This is a genomic window from Acinetobacter pittii (assembly GCF_022449185.1).
GTDB lineage: Bacteria > Pseudomonadota > Gammaproteobacteria > Pseudomonadales > Moraxellaceae > Acinetobacter > Acinetobacter pittii_I.
Genome location: NZ_JAKUKO010000001.1, coordinates 788,678 through 805,799, shown reverse-complemented (window position 1 = coordinate 805,799; position 17,122 = coordinate 788,678). Strand labels below are relative to the sequence as shown.

17 protein-coding genes are annotated in these 17,122 nt (G+C 39.5%); 2 read left to right on the top strand and 15 right to left on the bottom strand.

The window, feature by feature from the left end:
* Window positions 1-5: 5 nt before the first annotated feature.
* From aroD to chuA, 13 genes are all read right to left on the bottom strand, one after another.
* Window positions 6-833, bottom strand: coding sequence for a type I 3-dehydroquinate dehydratase (gene aroD / locus MKX14_RS03805; protein ID WP_240282013.1), 828 nt, complete (start codon window positions 831-833; stop codon window positions 6-8).
* Between the two features lie 69 nt (window positions 834-902).
* A complete protein-coding gene (gene pcaG, locus MKX14_RS03800; protein WP_002121089.1) occupies window positions 903-1,532 on the bottom strand; it encodes a protocatechuate 3,4-dioxygenase subunit alpha in 630 nt (209 codons plus the stop codon).
* Window positions 1,533-1,546: 14 nt separating this feature from the next.
* The gene (gene pcaH / locus MKX14_RS03795; RefSeq protein WP_000077913.1) at window positions 1,547-2,272 is read right to left on the bottom strand and encodes a protocatechuate 3,4-dioxygenase subunit beta; all 726 of its coding nucleotides are present in this window, start codon (window positions 2,270-2,272) and stop codon (window positions 1,547-1,549) included.
* A 10-nt stretch (window positions 2,273-2,282) separates the two neighbouring features.
* The gene (gene pcaC / locus MKX14_RS03790) at window positions 2,283-2,696 is read right to left on the bottom strand and encodes a 4-carboxymuconolactone decarboxylase (RefSeq protein ID WP_005306044.1); all 414 of its coding nucleotides are present in this window, start codon (window positions 2,694-2,696) and stop codon (window positions 2,283-2,285) included.
* Window positions 2,697-2,711: 15 nt separating this feature from the next.
* Window positions 2,712-4,067, bottom strand: coding sequence for an MFS transporter (gene pcaK, locus MKX14_RS03785; RefSeq protein WP_005069068.1), 1,356 nt, complete (start codon window positions 4,065-4,067; stop codon window positions 2,712-2,714).
* A gap of 42 nt (window positions 4,068-4,109) precedes the next feature.
* Window positions 4,110-4,895, bottom strand: a complete 786-nt coding sequence (pcaD, locus tag MKX14_RS03780) for a 3-oxoadipate enol-lactonase (RefSeq protein ID WP_240281789.1) — start codon at window positions 4,893-4,895, stop codon at window positions 4,110-4,112.
* Window positions 4,892-6,247 (bottom strand): 3-carboxy-cis,cis-muconate cycloisomerase, encoded by a 1,356-nt coding sequence (gene pcaB, locus MKX14_RS03775; protein WP_240281788.1) that lies wholly within the window; start codon window positions 6,245-6,247, stop codon window positions 4,892-4,894. Before pcaB ends, pcaD begins: the two co-directional genes overlap by 4 nt.
* Before the next feature lie 2 nt (window positions 6,248-6,249).
* A complete protein-coding gene (gene pcaF, locus MKX14_RS03770) occupies window positions 6,250-7,461 on the bottom strand; it encodes a 3-oxoadipyl-CoA thiolase (protein WP_240281787.1) in 1,212 nt (403 codons plus the stop codon).
* A gap of 12 nt (window positions 7,462-7,473) precedes the next feature.
* Window positions 7,474-8,127 carry a 3-oxoacid CoA-transferase subunit B gene (gene pcaJ, locus MKX14_RS03765; RefSeq protein ID WP_004886986.1) on the bottom strand — a complete coding sequence of 218 codons (654 nt, stop codon included), beginning with the start codon at window positions 8,125-8,127 and terminating at the stop codon, window positions 7,474-7,476.
* 18 nt (window positions 8,128-8,145) lie between these two features.
* Window positions 8,146-8,817, bottom strand: a complete 672-nt coding sequence (locus MKX14_RS03760) for a 3-oxoacid CoA-transferase subunit A (RefSeq protein ID WP_240281786.1) — start codon at window positions 8,815-8,817, stop codon at window positions 8,146-8,148.
* A gap of 347 nt (window positions 8,818-9,164) precedes the next feature.
* Window positions 9,165-9,881, bottom strand: coding sequence for a 2-C-methyl-D-erythritol 4-phosphate cytidylyltransferase (gene ispD, locus MKX14_RS03755; RefSeq protein ID WP_046812767.1), 717 nt, complete (start codon window positions 9,879-9,881; stop codon window positions 9,165-9,167).
* A complete protein-coding gene (gene ftsB, locus MKX14_RS03750; RefSeq protein WP_005069056.1) occupies window positions 9,847-10,236 on the bottom strand; it encodes a cell division protein FtsB in 390 nt (129 codons plus the stop codon). Before ftsB ends, ispD begins: the two co-directional genes overlap by 35 nt.
* Before the next feature lie 277 nt (window positions 10,237-10,513).
* Window positions 10,514-12,697, bottom strand: a complete 2,184-nt coding sequence (gene chuA / locus MKX14_RS03745; RefSeq protein ID WP_345892602.1) for a TonB-dependent siderophore receptor — start codon at window positions 12,695-12,697, stop codon at window positions 10,514-10,516.
* Window positions 12,698-13,071: 374 nt separating this feature from the next.
* Here chuA and MKX14_RS03740 point away from each other — a divergent pair, with 374 nt between their 5' ends.
* Together MKX14_RS03740 and MKX14_RS03735 are read left to right on the top strand one after the other, a co-directional pair.
* Window positions 13,072-13,752 carry a hypothetical protein gene (locus tag MKX14_RS03740; RefSeq protein WP_046812765.1) on the top strand — a complete coding sequence of 227 codons (681 nt, stop codon included), beginning with the start codon at window positions 13,072-13,074 and terminating at the stop codon, window positions 13,750-13,752.
* Window positions 13,753-14,125: 373 nt separating this feature from the next.
* Entirely contained in the window at window positions 14,126-14,803 is a 678-nt protein-coding gene (locus MKX14_RS03735) for a DUF421 domain-containing protein (RefSeq protein WP_046812764.1), read from the top strand.
* Window positions 14,804-14,887: 84 nt separating this feature from the next.
* Here the strand turns inward: MKX14_RS03735 and eno are convergent, their stop codons facing one another.
* On the bottom strand, window positions 14,888-16,177 hold the full coding sequence (eno, locus tag MKX14_RS03730) for a phosphopyruvate hydratase (RefSeq protein WP_002121066.1): 1,290 nt from the start codon (window positions 16,175-16,177) through the stop codon (window positions 14,888-14,890).
* A gap of 63 nt (window positions 16,178-16,240) precedes the next feature.
* A complete protein-coding gene (kdsA, locus tag MKX14_RS03725) occupies window positions 16,241-17,098 on the bottom strand; it encodes a 3-deoxy-8-phosphooctulonate synthase (RefSeq protein WP_017400378.1) in 858 nt (285 codons plus the stop codon).
* Window positions 17,099-17,122 lie beyond the last annotated feature (24 nt).

Here is a 17,122-nt window from a genome sequence, read left to right as displayed (position 1 = left end):
ATGATTTATGGGTTTGTTGGTTGAACGGTTTGTAAAATCTGTTTGAGCTTGGTCACATCAATTTGACCCGGTGCAGAAGCCTGACCAATCATGCCAAAGCTATAACTTCCGCCCATATTGGCAGTCGCAACACGAGAAATCGTACCTAATTGCCCCATTGACATCGTCAATAAAGGTTTAGTGGTTTGCTGGCTTACCTTTAAAGTTGCGTTCATTAAAGTGAAAACATCTTGTTTAGATTTTGGCATTACGGCAATTTTGAGAATATCTGCACCCATTTGATCTTGTTTTAATAAGCGTTTTTCAATTTCATCTTGGCTTGGTGTTTTTTGGAAGTCATGATTAGACATGACAACGAGCACTTTCTTTTGATGTGCTTTTTGAACAATGTCTAAAACTACTTTTTGATCACGGAACATTTCAACATCTAACCAGTCCATGAACGGATTCTTTAAGTAAGCCTGATAAGTCTTACCATAATCCACATCACTAATTTCAAGCTGGCCACCTTCGTTTTTGGTACGAATTGTGGCGATCATTGGCTTATTGCCTAAAATCTTTTTTAACTCATGACCCAAGGCAATCACTTGTTTTGTATCACTCGCAAAACTGAGTAAATCGATACGAAACTCTGCCAAATCAGCATCTGCTGTATTTGCAATGACCTGAGCTTGTGCCAAAGCTTGTTCTTTGGTTTTTGCGGTAATCGGAACAATCGTTTTAACGGCTGTAGCGACAGGTTGTGTTTGAGCGGCTAAAGCAACAGGTTCAGCATTCACCTGTGCAGTAAAAAATGGGAGTGCAAGCAAACTTAGGCTTAATAATGTTTTCATGTTCATATCGTTCATCCTTAAAAAGGCTACACGCATCCTTGAATAATCAGGTGTAGCCTTAGGTGTTTCTTAAATATCAAAAAATACAGTTTCGTCATCACCTTGAATACGAATATCAAAGCGGTAAACAACTTCACCATTTTCTTCAAAACGTTTTGCAATAAGTGTTTGGCGACGTGGTGCCCATTCAATGCTATTTAGAATTGGATCGTTAGCATTTGCTTCAGCTTCATCGTCAAAATAAACTCGTGTATGAAGACCCAAGTTAATACCACGAGCGAAAATGACTAATGCAATATGAGGTGCTTGAGTTGAACCTTTGCGACCTGCTGTCGCACCTGGCTTAATTGTATTAAAGCTCCAAACACCCGTTTCAAAGTCCGCACCTGTACGGCCCCAACCTTGAAATGCTGGATCAGCTTTTTGCTCACGTGTATCTGCCTGACTTGGGTAAATACCATTTGCATCAGCCTGCCAAATTTCAATCAGCACATCGCGTAGCGGTAAACCTAATCCGTCAAACACTTGACCTTCAAGACGAATACGCTCGCCTTTGGTTTGGTCTTGTACTAACTGGTTATTAAAGTTGTTTTCAAACACTTCAATATTTGCTTGTTGTGGCAATAAACCAATGTGAACGTAAGGACCACCTGTTTGAGATGGAGTTTCTTTTAGTTCCTGAAAATTCCAGTTATTCATGCTAGTGCTCCCGATTAAGTCAATTCGTTTTCGAAGTAAGTCGCTCGACGGCCACGTAAAGTGATGTCAAAACGGTAACAACGGCTATCAGCTTCGATAAAGTTGTTTTTATCTTCTAGTGCAATCAAGGCACGACGTTGATCTTCAGAAGGAATCGTTTTTAAGATTGGGCAAGTGTCAATGAGCGTATCGCCTTCAAAATAAAACTGCGAAATTAGGCGCTGAGCCCAACCATCAGCAATTAAAGAGAAATGAATATGTGCAGGACGCCATTCATTAATGCGGTTACGCCATGGGTACGGACCCGGTTTAATCGTACGGAAAATATAAAAACCGTTTTCATCAGTTAAGGTACGACCACAACCACCAAAGTTAGGGTCCATTGCACCAATAAACTTGTCGTTTGGATGCCGGTAACGACCAGAAGCGTTAGCCTGCCATACTTCTAGAAGTGCATTTTTTACAGGACGACCAAATTGGTCACGAACATAGCCATGAACAATGACACGCTCACCAATTGGCAAACCATCTTTGGCATAGTTCAAAATCAAATCGTTATCTTTTGGGCCAAACAGATTTGAAGAAAAATGCGGTGCAGTAACTTCAGTTAAAGTCTCATTAATTGAGATCAATGCATTTTTTGGCGAACGTAATACACTTGTTTTATAACCTGGTGTATACGCTGGTGGATGATCATCTGTATTACGTTGGGCGTAAGCACCCCAGCTATGTTGTGACATCTTTATCTCCTTAATCCTGTTCTTTTGCTGCAACTGAGTTGACTTCTATTCCCAACTCTTTAAAGACTTCTTCGGCCATATGCATTGCAGCATTTGCAGCAGGTAAACCTGCATAGAGTGAGCTATGTAAGATCAACTCTTTTAAATCTTCTTTAGTTACGCCATTGTTAAAGCAAGCACGTAAATGCATACGTAGTTCATCTTCACGGCCCAGCGCCAATAAAATTGCGATCGTCACTAAACTACGTGTATGACGCGGTAGGCCTGGACGAGACCACACCTCACCCCATGCGTAACGGCTAATAAAGTTTTGAAAATCTTGGTTAAAGTCATTTAAGTTTTGCAAAGACCGACCAACATGCTTTTCACCCAAAACTTCAGTCCGCACTTCAATGCCTTGTTTATAGCGTTGTTCATCATTCATTGTGATAGACCTCTATTAAGTTGCATCGGTATGCGCAACAATTGATTTAACAAATACAGCAACAGCCGCAGCAGTCGCTGGAATTAGTAATAAACTAAGAATGGCGGTAAACGACCAATCATTGCCGAGTAATACAGCACCAATCCAAGCGCCAAATACTGCACCGAAGCGTCCAATACCCGTCATCCAAGACACACCAGTTGCACGGCACTGCGTTGGGTAAAAACGAGCGCTTAACGCTGGCATTGAAGATTGCGCACCGTTAATTGCGATACCCGCACAAAGCACCAATACTGCAAGTAGTGTTGAGTTTCCTAAGCTTTGACCAACAGCAATCGCAAATAGACCCGCAGCAAAGTAGAAAATGGCAATGACTCGGTTCGGGTTGAATTTGTCCATCGCCCAACCAATAAATAAGGCACTTACCACACCACCGAACTGGAACAATCCACCGATAAATGCAGCACGCTCCATTGAGGCACCTGTTTCACGCATAAGCGTTGGCAACCAGCTTGTAAGCAAGTAAACAACCACGAGTCCCATGAAATAGGTCAACCAAAGTAAAAGTGTTCCTTTCGCATATGGTTTAGAAAACATAATTCCAAAGACATTTTTCTTTTGAGCTGTCTCGGTTTTCTCTTCAGGTACGTGAAATGCAGTCGCATTTTGAACTTGAGTTGGTGCAATATGATTTAAGATTTTGCGTACTTTTTCAGGATTCTTACCTTTCACAATTAAAAAGCGGTAAGACTCAGGTAAAACTAAAATCACTAAAATCATTAAGATCAAAGGTGACCAGCCACCAAGTAAAAATAGACTGTGCCAACCATAAGTCGGGATAAGCCAGCTACTGATAAAACCACCTGTTGCCATACCTAAGTTATAACCACAGAACATACAGGTCACGAGTAATGAACGAATACGTGTTGGGCAGTATTCAGAAAATAATGTGGTAGCATTTGGCATCGCTGCACCAAGCCCAATACCTGTCAAAAAGCGTAAAACGACAAGGCTATCTAAGTTGGTTGCATAAGCAGATGCCAAGGTGAACCCACCAAATACAAGCATCGAAAAAGCCAGTACGATTTTGCGACCAAAACGGTCAGCTGTCGGACCAGAAACCAAGGCTCCAATAATCATTCCACCAAGTGCAGCACTCATCACTGGTCCTAACTGAGAGCGATCAACTCCCCAGTCTTGTGCCAAAGCTGGTGCAATAAAACCCATTGCAGCAGTATCAATACCATCAGTAAAAATAATTAAGAAACAGATGATTGCGATCATCCATTGATACTTACTGAGTGGAGCATCATTAATTAATGCTTGAGCATCGATACTTTTATTTGGTGCAGCGTAATCCTGAGACGCCATATTTGCCTCCTTAAGGCCAATTCCTTTTAAATCACTAAGCTATTAGATTTGCTGAATAAACCTAGTCAATTCCTGAGTAAATCTTTGCGGTTGCTCAATATTAGAAAGATGAGATGCTTCCAATTTAGCAATCTGACTATTGTTGATAGCGCGCTGCATAAACTCAGCATCTGCTACTGTAGTTACTGGATCTTCTGTTCCCGCAACCAGCAGTACCGGAATTTGGATTTGTGCGATTTCATCTCTTAAATCGGCATACGCTAAAGCACGACATGCATTTGCATAACCTTGTGCCGGTGTGTTTGCAAGACTTTGAATCGTCGTCTGCGCAACAACATTATGTTGATAGTCGAAGTTTTCACTAAACCAGCGGGTATGCGTGGTTTTAACCAATTCAGCCAGTCCATTTTGTTCTACTGATTCTGCGCGACTCAACCAAGCCTCCGCCTGACCAATTTTGGCTGCCGAGTTCGCAACAGTAATACTTAAAAAGCGCTCTGGATGATGAATACCCAACCAAAGCCCAGTAATTCCACCCATTGAAATGCCACAAAAATGAGCTTTTTCAACACTCAAAGCATCTAAAATATCAACCACATCTTCAGCTAAGTTTTGCAATGTGGTGTCACTAATTACATCACTTTCACCATGACCACGTGTGTCGTATGTAATGACATTAAAATGACTTTTTAATTCACTCACCTGTGATTGCCACATACCATGATCTGTGCCTAATGAATTAGAAAATACAAGCACAGGAGCGTCTTTTAAGCCGTCGGTATAAACAGCTAGCTGTTTTCCTTGGCGATTGGTTATAAGCTGTTTCACTTTGGCTCTCCTTGTGCTTCTTGCAAAACTGCATCAATCTGTTGCTGAATATTGCCTAAATAGTTTTCTGGTTTGAAAATATCTTGTATTTCTGCTTGGCTAAACTGTCCTTTCACTTCGTCTAGTTGGCTAACAACATCAAACAAATGCTGGTTTTGAGCCACGGCTGTTTTACATGCGGCTTCAACTAAATGATGAGCATTTAAACGACCAATTTTTGGAGCAAGTGCCATCATTACAGCTTCTGCCATAATCAATCCATTCGTACACTCAAGGTTCTGTTGCATATGCTCAGTATTAACTTCAAAACCTTGTAAAACTTCACCAGTACGACTTAATGATCCAGCACAAAGCTGAAAGATTTCTGGAACCGCTAACCATTCTGCATGCCACGCGCCTAAGCTACGCTCATGTTCCTGTACCATGCTTTGATAAATGCTAGACATAAGTGCTGGTACACGATTTGCTGCTGCAAGTACTGAAGCTGCTGCCACTGGATTACGCTTATGCGGCATAGTTGATGAACCACCACGACCTTTCGCAGTTGGTTCAAACAACTCTGCAATTTCAGTTTGCATCATGAGTGACCAATCCCGTGCCATCTTGCCCGTATTCCCGACAATCATGCCAAGCACACTTGCAATTTCTACAATACGATCACGCTCACCATGCCATGTACTTGTGGGTACAGTCAGATTCAGTTGCTTCGCAAATGCGCTGACCACAAGCGAACCTTGGTCTTGCAAAGAAGCTAATGAACCCACAGCACCGCCTAACTGAGCAGTGAACACACGTGATTTCATCGCTTGTATGCGCTCTAAATCCCGTTTAAATGCAGAAGCCCAACGAGCAAGTTTATGCCCCAAGGTAATTGGTAAAGCTTGCTGTAACCATGTACGCCCAATCATGACTTGATGGCGATATTTCTTAGCTTGCTGTAATGCAGTCGCATAGCATTGTTGAAGTTGATCTTCCACAAGGTTCAACGCATCACGGCATTGCAAAATACAAGCTGTGTCTAAAATATCCTGACTTGTTGCACCCCAATGCACATAACGTGAAGCATCTTCATCAACATCTTTAACAATTGCCGTAAGCTGTTTTACAAATGGAATTGCGATATTTCCAGCTAAGCCTGTTGCTACAGCCAAAGCGGAAAAATCAAACTTGTCTAATGCCTGCTCAGCTACTTGGACAATGGTATTCGCCGCATTTTGAGGAATCACACCAACTTGTGCCTGTGCTTGAGCTAAGGCAACTTCAACCTGAATCATGTATGTGATTAAAGATGAGTCACTAAAGATGTCAGTGACGTCTTTTTGGTAAAACAAGCTGGCATATAACTGGCTCATGATTAGACTCTCTCAATAATCAATGCGATGCCTTGACCTACACCAATACACATTGAACACAAAGCGTAGCGACCACCTGTTTGTTCAAGCTGGTTTAGGGCTGTGGTCACGAGACGTGCACCCGACGCACCAAGTGGATGGCCTAAAGCAATGGCACCACCGTTTGGATTTACCTTGTCAGAATCATCTGGCAAACCTAAATCACGGGTCACTGCCAAAGCCTGTGCAGCAAAGGCTTCATTGAGCTCAATCACATCCATCTGATCTAAAGTCAGGTTGGCTTGTTTAAGTAATTTTTTAATGGCTGGTGCTGGAGCAAAGCCCATAATGCGTGGTTCTATACCCACCGCTGTTGAAGCAATGATCTTGGCACGTGGTTTTAGGTTGTAAGCTTGAACTGCCTCATCAGATGCTATCAGCAATGCTGCTGCACCATCATTAATACCTGAAGCATTCCCCGCAGTAACCGTGCCATCTGCTTTCACCACAGGTTTAAGTTTGCTTAAACCTTCAAGTGTGGTTGATGCACGTGGATGTTCATCAGTATCAATCATAACAGCATCCCCCTTACGCTGAGGGATTTCAACTGCCACGATTTCTTTAGAAAAAAAGCCTTTGGCTTGCGCGCTTGCGGTGCGTTGTTGGCTCACCAAGGCAAACTGGTCCTGATCTGCACGATTGACGTTAAACTGTTCAGCCACGTTTTCGGCAGTCTGGGGCATGGTGTCTACACCATACAATTCTTTAAGTTTCGGGTTAATGAAACGCCAGCCCATGGTGGTGTCTTCAATCTTCTGGCTACGGCCAAAGGCACTGTCAGACTTACCCATCACATAGGGCGCACGGCTCATGCTTTCCACACCACCTGCAATCACCAAGTTCGCTTCACCTGCTTTAATGGCACGGGCAGCAATAGCAATCGCATCGAGTGATGAACCGCATAAACGGTTAATGGTGGTTGCCGGCACCTGATAAGGTAACCCAGCAAGCAGTGCTGACATACGGCCAACATTACGGTTGTCTTCACCGGCTTGGTTGGCACAGCCATAAATCACATCATCGACCTGTTCCCAATCTACACTTGGGTTACGCTGCATGAGGGCTTTAATGGGTACAGCACCAAGGTCATCGGCACGGACAGGTGCAAGGCCACCGGCATAACGGCCGAATGGAGTACGAATGGCATCGATGATATAAGCATTTTTTAATGTCATTTCCCTACTTCCTTACCCTTGAGTCGCATCAATCAAAGTCGCACCCGTTAAAGCCTGCAACTCATCAAAGCTAAGACCTTCAACTTTCTCAATTACTTTTAAACCGTCTTTGGTCACGTCAATCACACACAGGTCAGTGTAAATACGGTCAACACAATGTTTACCCGTTACCGGATAAGTCAGCTCAGCGACAATCTTTGGTTCACCTTGTTTGGTGACGTGGTCTGTGGTGATAAATACTTTCTTGGCACCTACCGCCAAATCCATCGCACCACCTACGGCAGGAATTGCATCCGGTGCGCCCGTGTGCCAGTTGGCCAAGTCACCATTCGCAGCAACCTGAAATGCGCCAAGCACAGCGATATCAAGGTGACCACCACGCATCATGGCAAACGAGTCGCCATGGTGGAAAAAGCTGCCGCCTTCTAGCATGGTCACAAACTCTTTACCCGCATTAATCAGTTCAGGGTCTTCTTCACCTGCCGCTGGCGGTGGGCCAAATGCCAATAGTCCATTTTCAGAATGAAGGAAAATATCTTTATCGTTAGGTAAGTAGCTGGCAATTTTAGTCGGTAAGCCAATGCCCAAGTTCACATAGGCACCATCGGGAATATCTTGCGCCACACGTTGTGCAATCTGGTCACGGCTGAGTTTCTGGTAGCTCATGTTATTTCTCCTTATTGCTTATTGTGCTGGTGCTACTTGTACAACGTGCTGTACAAAAATACCCGGGGTGATGATGTGCTCCGGGTCTAATCCCCCCAGCTCCACCACTTCAGAAACCTGAGCAATGGTGACATCCGCAGCCATGGCCATAATCGGGCCAAAGTTACGTGCAGATTTACGGTAAACCAAATTACCCCAGCGGTCGCCCTTGTAAGCTTTAATCAAGGCAAAGTCAGCCTTGATCGGATATTCAAGTACGTAATCTTTACCATCGATCTGACGGGTTTCTTTACCTTCGGCCAAAAGTGTTCCAAAGCCTGTTGGAGTAAATACAGCACCTAAACCCATACCGGCAGCCTGAATACGACACGCCAGATTACCTTGTGGTACCACTTCAAGCTCGACTTTTCCAGCACGATAAAGTTCATCAAACACATAAGAATCTGACTGACGTGGGAAAGAGCAAATCACTTTTTTAACTGAACCAGCCTTAAGCAGTTTCGCCAGACCATAATCGCCATTACCGGCATTGTTGCTGACAATGGTTAAGCCTTTAACACCGAGTTCAATAAGACCGTCAATGAGTTCAGCGGGTTGTCCTGCGGTACCGAAACCACCAATCAGAATGGTTGCACCATCTTTAATCTGCGATAGTACCTCGCTAAGAGAGGACTTACTTTTGTCAATCATTAGACAACTCCATTGTGCTCATTGAAGAAGAGAGAGATAAGAGAGTTAGGCACACTGAGGCGAGAAGAATAGATAAATATTTCACTCAATCCCGAGTGTTTCCCTTAGATTTCCCTTTTAAACATTTTTGATAATTTTCGTATTTTGATCTAGTAAGCTAGATACAGTTTTGTTCGGTATAAATATATTTTGTTCGATGATCGAACATTATCTAAGTAAATTACTCAACTAATCTTATAGACTTGGGATGTAAAAAACATTAATTCTTATAAATAGATATGTAGAAATGAAATATTTGCTTAGGCTATTTTACAATTAAAACTACAACCTATTATTCAATTTTTATCTTAAGACTGTGATTGTAAAATTAAACGTGCAAGCTCTAAATCATCTGGATAGGTAATTTTAATATTATCAGAACGCCCCATTACAACTTGCACAGTTTCACCCATATATTCAAGTGCACTTGCCTCATCGGTAATAGCAATATTATTTTCTAAAGCGTATTCAATTGCTTTTTTGAGCTTCCCAATTTTAGCAATTTGAGGCGTTTGAGCTTGCCATAATAAATCTCGGCTGACTGTTTTATCAATTTGATTGCCTGACTTAACCTGCTTTAACGTGTCACGAACAGGAATTGCTAAGATAGCACTATGATTTGATTCAATTGCTTGTTCGACAAGCGCATTTAAACATTCAATTGTTACACAAGGTCGTGCTGCATCATGGACAAGTACCCAATCATTTTCATCAGCAAAAGTTAAAAGATGATTTAATGCGTTTAATACTGAATGGACTCGTTCTGCCCCACCCATACAAAAATGGGCCTTATCCATATCTTGAAATGCGAGAGTCTGAGCAAAGGTATCTTGGGTGCCAATGGCCAGAACATAACCATTTAATGGAAGTTGACTTATGCGCCGAACAGTATGTTCTAAAACAGTCGTATTCTGAATATATTGATACTGTTTCAATTCAGTTTTAGAAAATCGACTTCCTGATCCTGCAGCTGGAATTACTGCCCACAATTTAGTCTGGGATATCTGGGGATGCAGGTGTCTCATTCGTTTCCAAATCAACTTTAGCGTTCGGGTCAATATAAATAGGCTTGTAATGGGTACTGATAGTACTCATTTGAACAAATGTCTCATGTGGTTTAACCAAACCAAGATCAAGGCGAGCATGTTCTTCTATTGCTTCTGTACCATTTTTCAGGTCAAAAACCTCTGCTGCCAAAATACGGTTTCGTTCTTTAAGCTCTTCATTTACTTCAGCTTGTTGCTGAATTTGTTGCATGAGAGCTTGATGAGGGAGATAGCCACCCTCACCTAACCAAAATTGATATTGCAGTATGGCTACTAAAACAATAACCAGTAGCAATATCAGTTTGCTTGAAGTGGATCGAAATACTTCTAACATATCATTAAGATTTTTAATTAAAAACTTTCGTTAAGAGATTGTATTGTATAGTAATTAAGAAGTAGCATGCGAAATTCCTGCAAAAATTTAAGCAAAATTATTAATGGGCATATTACTTTAATTGACCATTGTGACATGTTTCATTTTGTCAAAAATGAATGGAATTTGAAAGGGAAATAATATTTATAAGTACAACTGTTTATAAATCAATCTACGCACAAAAAAGCCCTCTTTGGAGAGCTTTTATAAATCGGTTACTTATGTGAGTATGTCTGTATCAAAAATTATAACGAACACTTACTGTTGCATTTCTTGGTGTACCCCAATTCATTGAGTTAGCACCAATACCTTCATAATATTTCTCATCAAAAATATTATCGATGTTAAATTGAAGTTTGATATTTTTATCTAACTGATAGCCAAGCATCGCACTTGCTAAAACATAAGCATCTTGCTCAATGCGAGAGCTTCCACTACCCGTATAGTATTTACTCTTATAATTTAAGCCAAGTCCTGCACTCCACTGATTAACTTTGTACTTAACAAATAAATTTGAAGTTGTTCGAGAGTTTGTCGTATTAACCTTGGTGCCTTTTGCATCTTTTGCTTCAAAATTAGCAATACCAAAGTTAATCCCCCAATTGTCGTTAATCTCACCCTCAGCTTCAAACTCAAAACCTTTACTTTCAACACCATCTACAGCACGATAGGCCTGTTCTGTAGTTTGCGTGCCATTACGGACAATAAATACTCCCGGTATCAATTCAGCAAAATTAGACTGTTCTATTCGAAATACTGACAATGCTGTATTTAAACGCCCTCCAAACCACTCACTTTTTAAGCCAGCCTCATAACTCTTACCTGTAATCGGGTCAATATATTGATCATTTACATCTTTACGATCTTGAGGTTTGAAAATTTCTGTATAACTCGCATAGACAGAATGATCTTGGGCAAAATCATAAATAGCGCCAATATATGGTGCTAATTCATTGTTAAATTCACGGTTACCTTTATCATTTTCAGACTTGTATTCCCAGTTAGATAAACGTGCACCAGCAATAATTTTCAAAGGATCGAGAATTTGAAATTTACCCGCAATATATGCAGCAGTTTGTGTGGTTTCATTCAGCGCATTTTTGCCGTTTAAAACAACAGGCTGAAGCAACTCTTGAGCTATATCATTATAGTTAAGCGGACCACCTAAATATTTTTCAATGTCTTGGTTTTTGTTAGATCCACCAAAAATATCTTTTGTCTTTTCATTCTTATTCCAAGATCCGCCAATAATGATTTCTTGTGGACGATTAAAAAGCGTAAATGGGGCATTGATAAAAACATCAATATTGTTTTCTTCACTCGCAGCTTTGGCGCCATATACAGAAACATTATCCTTTTTATTATCATCTATATTTTTTAGTGGACTGGTGTTGGTTGCCTTATCTACTTTTCCAGCTGTATATAACAACATAGAGTCCGTATCTTCTTTGCGGAAAGTATAAGCAACATTTAAATTGACATCATTAAATAAATTCTGTTTTAAGTTCGCAAACACTGCCGTTGTATTCACATCCCAGTAAGTCCAAGGTGCACTTACTGTTAAGCTTCTAGAAAAATTGGTACGGGTCCCATCAGTATAAAAAGCAGGTGTACCACCCCAGCGGATACCGTCACGATGCAATTCTTGATAAGTAGCTCCAAGCGACATACTTGTTTTATCGCTCAGATCATAATCAAGGGCACCATAAAATACATTCCGTTCTTTCTCATAAAAATCCATAAATGAATTTTCATCAGAATGCTTCACAAACATACGTCCACGCAATGAACCATCAGCATTAAGCGGTGTAGAAATATCTGCCGAACTACTCCAAGAGTTCCATGAGCCTAATGATGTACTAACATTACCACTAAGTTCTTTTGAGTTTGCATGTTTACGAATCATGTTCAGCGCCATCGCTGGATTTCCCGCACCTGTGGTTAAACCATTAGCACCTTTCACCACCTCGACGCGATCATAAATATCTAAATCAAGGTCCCCTGTACCTAAATTAATCGTGCTCGGTATTCCATCGATTAAGTAATAATCTACCTCAAAACCACGTGCATAAACTTTCTGGCGCTCATCAGTACGTGAGGTCGAAACACCCGTAATATTGTTCATTAAATCTTGAAAAGAATCGATTTTCCGATCATCTAAATACTCACGGGTTAAAACCTTCACCGACTGTGGTGTTTCACGAAGAGATAAATTTAATTTTGTAGAAGTATTTGTACTTTTTGCTGTATAGCTGCCCGAACCTTCGGTAACAGCGGAATCTTCTTCTGCTTGCACTTTTATCGTTTCTAAAGTGGCTGTTCCATTTGTCTCATCTGCATAAACAATTGAAGGAGCAATTAAAGCCATAGCAAGTGCTAAGGGATGAGATGTAAACGCTTTTCTAAAGGGCGGAGTGTACATAAGAAAATTCCATAATAACCAATGTGCTGTGCGAGATTCCTTAGCCTTTTGCTACTTTAGTCCTTGTTACACAGCAGCAAAAGTCGGCACAAAAATTAACATGAATGATAATTGTTATCAACAATATATTAATAATTATTCCTATTTGTTTAAATTAAATTATCAATAGTTCTAATCACTTATATATTTTCACTCTCTTCAAACCTTGTTTGGTCATCACATCTTTTAAATTTATTGCTCTTTTAATTAGCCAATAAAATGTTATGCAATAGTTTTATGATTCACTCAAAAAATAACAAACTAAACAGTATTTTCTTTTATATTTTATTATTCTTCTCAAACCTCTTAAGAGAGAATAAAAGGTACAAGTTGTAGTGCATAAAGTTTTAGCATTTTCTTTAGTAAGCTTAGGTTTGAGCGCTTGTAATAACCATACTGATGATAGTCCTTCAAAAATAATTAATATGAAGGATAACCATAAGCAACATGAAAAAATTAATACTTATATATATGAATATAATCAAATTATTTATAAATTAAATACAGAACAAGACCAAACAACTGCTCACTTAAGATTTAAAAACTTATTGAAAAAGATACCTTCTAACGAGAACAATCTAAATATTTTAAAAACTAAACGCAAAATACTTGTACATTTAGGTTGTCTTAATGAAGCATATAGTGTTACTGAAAAAATACTAGCTAAAACAGATAGTTCAAAGCTACAAGAGATGCAATGTATTTTTTTAAGCAAAATGAAAAGAGATCCTTATCAAATAAAAGAATGCTATGAAAAAACTGCTAATAGTTATTTAACCGAGATAAATTTGATCCCCAAAGCTGCTTTACGATATCAATATGCTTTATGGGGACACTATGCAGCGATGTTCAATGCTGGCCATATAGAATACAAAGACAAACTCCAAGAAATTATCGACTATCATAATATTGAAGATCATAAAAAAACTTATCAACAAATGTATAAAAATATTATGGATCCTCATGCTTTTCAAAAACGTTTAGATGCCATCCCCTATACCTCTAATTGTCGTTAAATTATCTTATTAAATATAATGAATTTTTGATTATTAATCATATTCATAGTCATATCTTTCTTAAGGAGAGTTTATTTAATAATAAGAAAGCATCCACAAAGTATATCTTTTATATTTTTTATCACTCATATAAATACAAGCCCATATAAATTTAAAGTACCTTTTTAATAGATCTACTTTGCAATAAATCAGCTTGCCCCCCCCCTATCAACAGCAAGCTCATTCATAGGGAATTATTTGGAATAAACTTATAAAAAGTCACATATATTTCGAGTTTTTAACCAATAACTACCTAAAAAGTATATTTATTTATTTTTTACTTTGTTAAGAATTTATAAGGATCTCTTCTAACTATTTTAATAAGGAGAAAAAAATGGATTTTTTTAATATTTTCATTGGTGACACGACTTGGAAATTTGTTTTAGAAATGTTGATCCGATGTACCGTGATGTTCATCATCATTATTAGTTTCTTAAGATTATCTGGTAAACGAGGTGTCCGTCAGCTCTCCCTTTTTGAACTCGCAATTATTTTATGTTTAGGTTCAGCCGCTGGTGATCCGATGTTTACCGAGGACTTACCTATTGCCCATGCTTTTGTTGTGTTTATCGTTATTCTTTTTCTTTATCGACTTGCTACATGGAGTATGGTGAAGCATAAAAAAATTGAAGATTTGCTTGAAGGAAAAGCACTTTGTATTGTTAAGGATGGCCTTGTAGTTTACAAAGATTTCCAAAAACAATCATATTCTCATGATGAGTTTTTCTCTGAAATGCGTCAACAAAATGTTGAACACCTTGGACAAGTCAGAACAGCTTTGTTGGAGTCAGACGGTATTCTCAGTTTGCTTTATTTTGAAGATGTAGATGTAAAATGGGGCTTGCCATTATTCCCTGACGCCTACCGCAAAGCTGAAGTACTGAAACTTAATACTTTTTATTCATGTATGAAGTGTGGTGAAACTAAAATTTTAAATAAAATCGATCAAGAATGTAGCCGCTGTAAACATCACAGTTGGGCTGAGTCTTTAAAAACACGCCGATTAGGATAATAAAAAAAGGTGCTATTTCCTATTAAAAAAAGGAAATAGCACCTTCAAATGTTAAAAAATTAATTTTAACTTTTTATTTAAAGATTAGTTTAAACCTTTAAACTCAGCTTTACCGCGGTAAGCAGCTTTAGTCAATTCTTCAATACGAAGTAATTGGTTGTACTTAGACACACGGTCAGAACGGCAAAGTGAACCAGTCTTGATTTGACCAGCAGCTGTACCTACTGCTAAGTCAGCAATAGTAGAATCTTCTGTTTCACCAGAACGGTGAGAAATAACAGTCGAATAACCATTTGCTTTAGCAAGATAGATTGCATCTAAAGTTTCAGTCAAAGTACCGATCTGGTTGTATTTGATTAAGATTGAGTTACCAACTTTTTCATCAATACCACGTTGTAAAATCTTAGGATTAGTTACGAACAAGTCATCACCAACCAATTGGATTTTATCACCAAGGATTGAAGTCAAGTAGCTCCAGCCTTCCCAATCAGACTCATCAAGACCATCTTCGATCGAGATAATTGGATATTGATTTACAAGGCCAGCTAAATAATCTGCAAACTGATGGCTTGTAAATGCACGGTTGCCTTCGCCTTCTAAAACGTATTGACCGTTTTTGTAGAATTCTGAAGATGCGCAGTCAAGTGCAAGCATCATGTCTGAACCAGCTTTGTAACCAGTCAATTCAATTGCTTGTAAAATGATTTGAATTGCTTCTTCGTTAGAACGTAAGTTAGGAGCAAAACCACCTTCATCACCTACCGCAGTATTCAAACCTTGTTTCTTTAAAACTGATTTTAAAGAATGGAATACTTCAGCACCAGCACGTAAAGCTTCAGCAAATGAAGTGAAACCTACAGGCTCAATCATGAACTCTTGAATATCAACAGTGTTGTCCGCATGCTCACCACCATTTAAGATGTTCATCATCGGTACAGGCATTGTCAAAATTGTTTGACCACGAAGATCTGCGATGTATTGGAAAAGAGGAAGTTTCTTTTCTTCAGCAGCAGCGCGCGCAGCAGCCAATGACACAGCTAAAGTTGCGTTAGCACCTAATTTCTCTTTGTTTTCAGTACCGTCAAGCGCGATCATTGTATTATCAATGTCTTTTTGCTCAAAAACTGATTTACCCAACAAAGCATCACGAATCAACGTATTAACGTTATTAACTGCTGTACGAACGCCTTTACCTAAGTAACGCGATTTATCACCGTCACGTAGTTCTAAAGCTTCACGAGAACCAGTTGAAGCACCAGATGGTGCACATGCACGACCAACAACCCCAGATTCTAAAATTACGTCTGCTTCGATGGTTGGGTTACCACGAGAGTCCAAAATTTCACGTGCACGAATGTCAACGATTTGGCTCATGAACAATTCCTCTTTGAATGAATATGAGCTGCGGTTAAAGCAGCGTAAGGGTTATAAAACAACTCAATGGGTGTCTAACTTTTTGAATCCTTTAACTAAAGTATCCAATTCTTTTATTTGTGCCAAGAACGGTTCAAGTTGTGACATACGTAATGCACAAGGTCCATCACATTTTGCATGTTCTGGGTCTGGGTGTCCTTCCAAGAACAATCCAGCCAAACCAGTTGCCATTCCAGCGCGTGCTAAAGTTGTAATTTGAGCACGACGACCACCTGCTGAGTCAGCACGACCACCAGGGGTTTGCAACGCATGTGTCACATCAAAGAAAACTGGCACATTCATTTCTTTCATTGTGTCAAAGCCAAGCATATCTACAACAAGATTGTTATAACCAAATGCTGAACCACGTTCACAAAGAATAAGTTTGTCGTTTCCTGCTTCTAAACATTTATGCAGGATATGACGCATTTCATGAGGTGCTAAAAACTGGGCTTTCTTAATATTAATAATAGCCTGTGTTTTCGCCATCGCCTCGACAAGATCAGTCTGACGACTTAAGAAAGCAGGTAATTGAATAATATCGGCTACTTCTGCGACCGGCGCAGCCTGATATGGCTCATGCACATCAGTAATGATAGGAACATTAAAATGTTTTTTAATATCACCTAACCATTCGATTCCTTTTTCAAGTCCAGGGCCACGGAATGAATGCAGACTAGAACGATTTGCTTTATCGAAACTCGCTTTAAATACATAAGGAATATCTAAGCGTTTGCAAATATCAACATACGTTTCTGCAATTTCAAAAGCTAAATCTTTTGATTCAAGTACGTTCATTCCGCCAAATAATACAAATGGCAAATGATTTGCCATTTGTATATCGCCTAAACGTACAACTTCTTGTGGTTTTAATTGTGACATTTAAACTTTCCCAGTTTATTTAAA

Excerpts from the sequence above, each read along its gene's own strand:
- aroD (WP_240282013.1), bottom strand. The coding sequence starts at position 833 with ATGAAAACATTATTAAGCCTAAGTTTGCTTGCACTCCCATTTTTTACT.
- pcaG (WP_002121089.1), bottom strand. The coding sequence starts at position 1,532 with ATGAATAACTGGAATTTTCAGGAACTAAAAGAAACTCCATCTCAAACA.
- pcaH (WP_000077913.1), bottom strand. The coding sequence starts at position 2,272 with ATGTCACAACATAGCTGGGGTGCTTACGCCCAACGTAATACAGATGAT.
- pcaC (WP_005306044.1), bottom strand. The coding sequence starts at position 2,696 with ATGAATGATGAACAACGCTATAAACAAGGCATTGAAGTGCGGACTGAA.
- pcaK (WP_005069068.1), bottom strand. The coding sequence starts at position 4,067 with ATGGCGTCTCAGGATTACGCTGCACCAAATAAAAGTATCGATGCTCAA.
- pcaB (WP_240281788.1), bottom strand. The coding sequence starts at position 6,247 with ATGAGCCAGTTATATGCCAGCTTGTTTTACCAAAAAGACGTCACTGAC.
- pcaF (WP_240281787.1), bottom strand. The coding sequence starts at position 7,461 with ATGACATTAAAAAATGCTTATATCATCGATGCCATTCGTACTCCATTC.
- pcaJ (WP_004886986.1), bottom strand. The coding sequence starts at position 8,127 with ATGAGCTACCAGAAACTCAGCCGTGACCAGATTGCACAACGTGTGGCG.
- MKX14_RS03760 (WP_240281786.1), bottom strand. The coding sequence starts at position 8,817 with ATGATTGACAAAAGTAAGTCCTCTCTTAGCGAGGTACTATCGCAGATT.
- ispD (WP_046812767.1), bottom strand. The coding sequence starts at position 9,881 with ATGAGACACCTGCATCCCCAGATATCCCAGACTAAATTGTGGGCAGTA.
- ftsB (WP_005069056.1), bottom strand. The coding sequence starts at position 10,236 with ATGTTAGAAGTATTTCGATCCACTTCAAGCAAACTGATATTGCTACTG.
- chuA (WP_345892602.1), bottom strand. The coding sequence starts at position 12,697 with ATGTACACTCCGCCCTTTAGAAAAGCGTTTACATCTCATCCCTTAGCA.
- MKX14_RS03735 (WP_046812764.1), top strand. The coding sequence starts at position 14,126 with ATGGATTTTTTTAATATTTTCATTGGTGACACGACTTGGAAATTTGTT.
- eno (WP_002121066.1), bottom strand. The coding sequence starts at position 16,177 with ATGAGCCAAATCGTTGACATTCGTGCACGTGAAATTTTGGACTCTCGT.
- kdsA (WP_017400378.1), bottom strand. The coding sequence starts at position 17,098 with ATGTCACAATTAAAACCACAAGAAGTTGTACGTTTAGGCGATATACAA.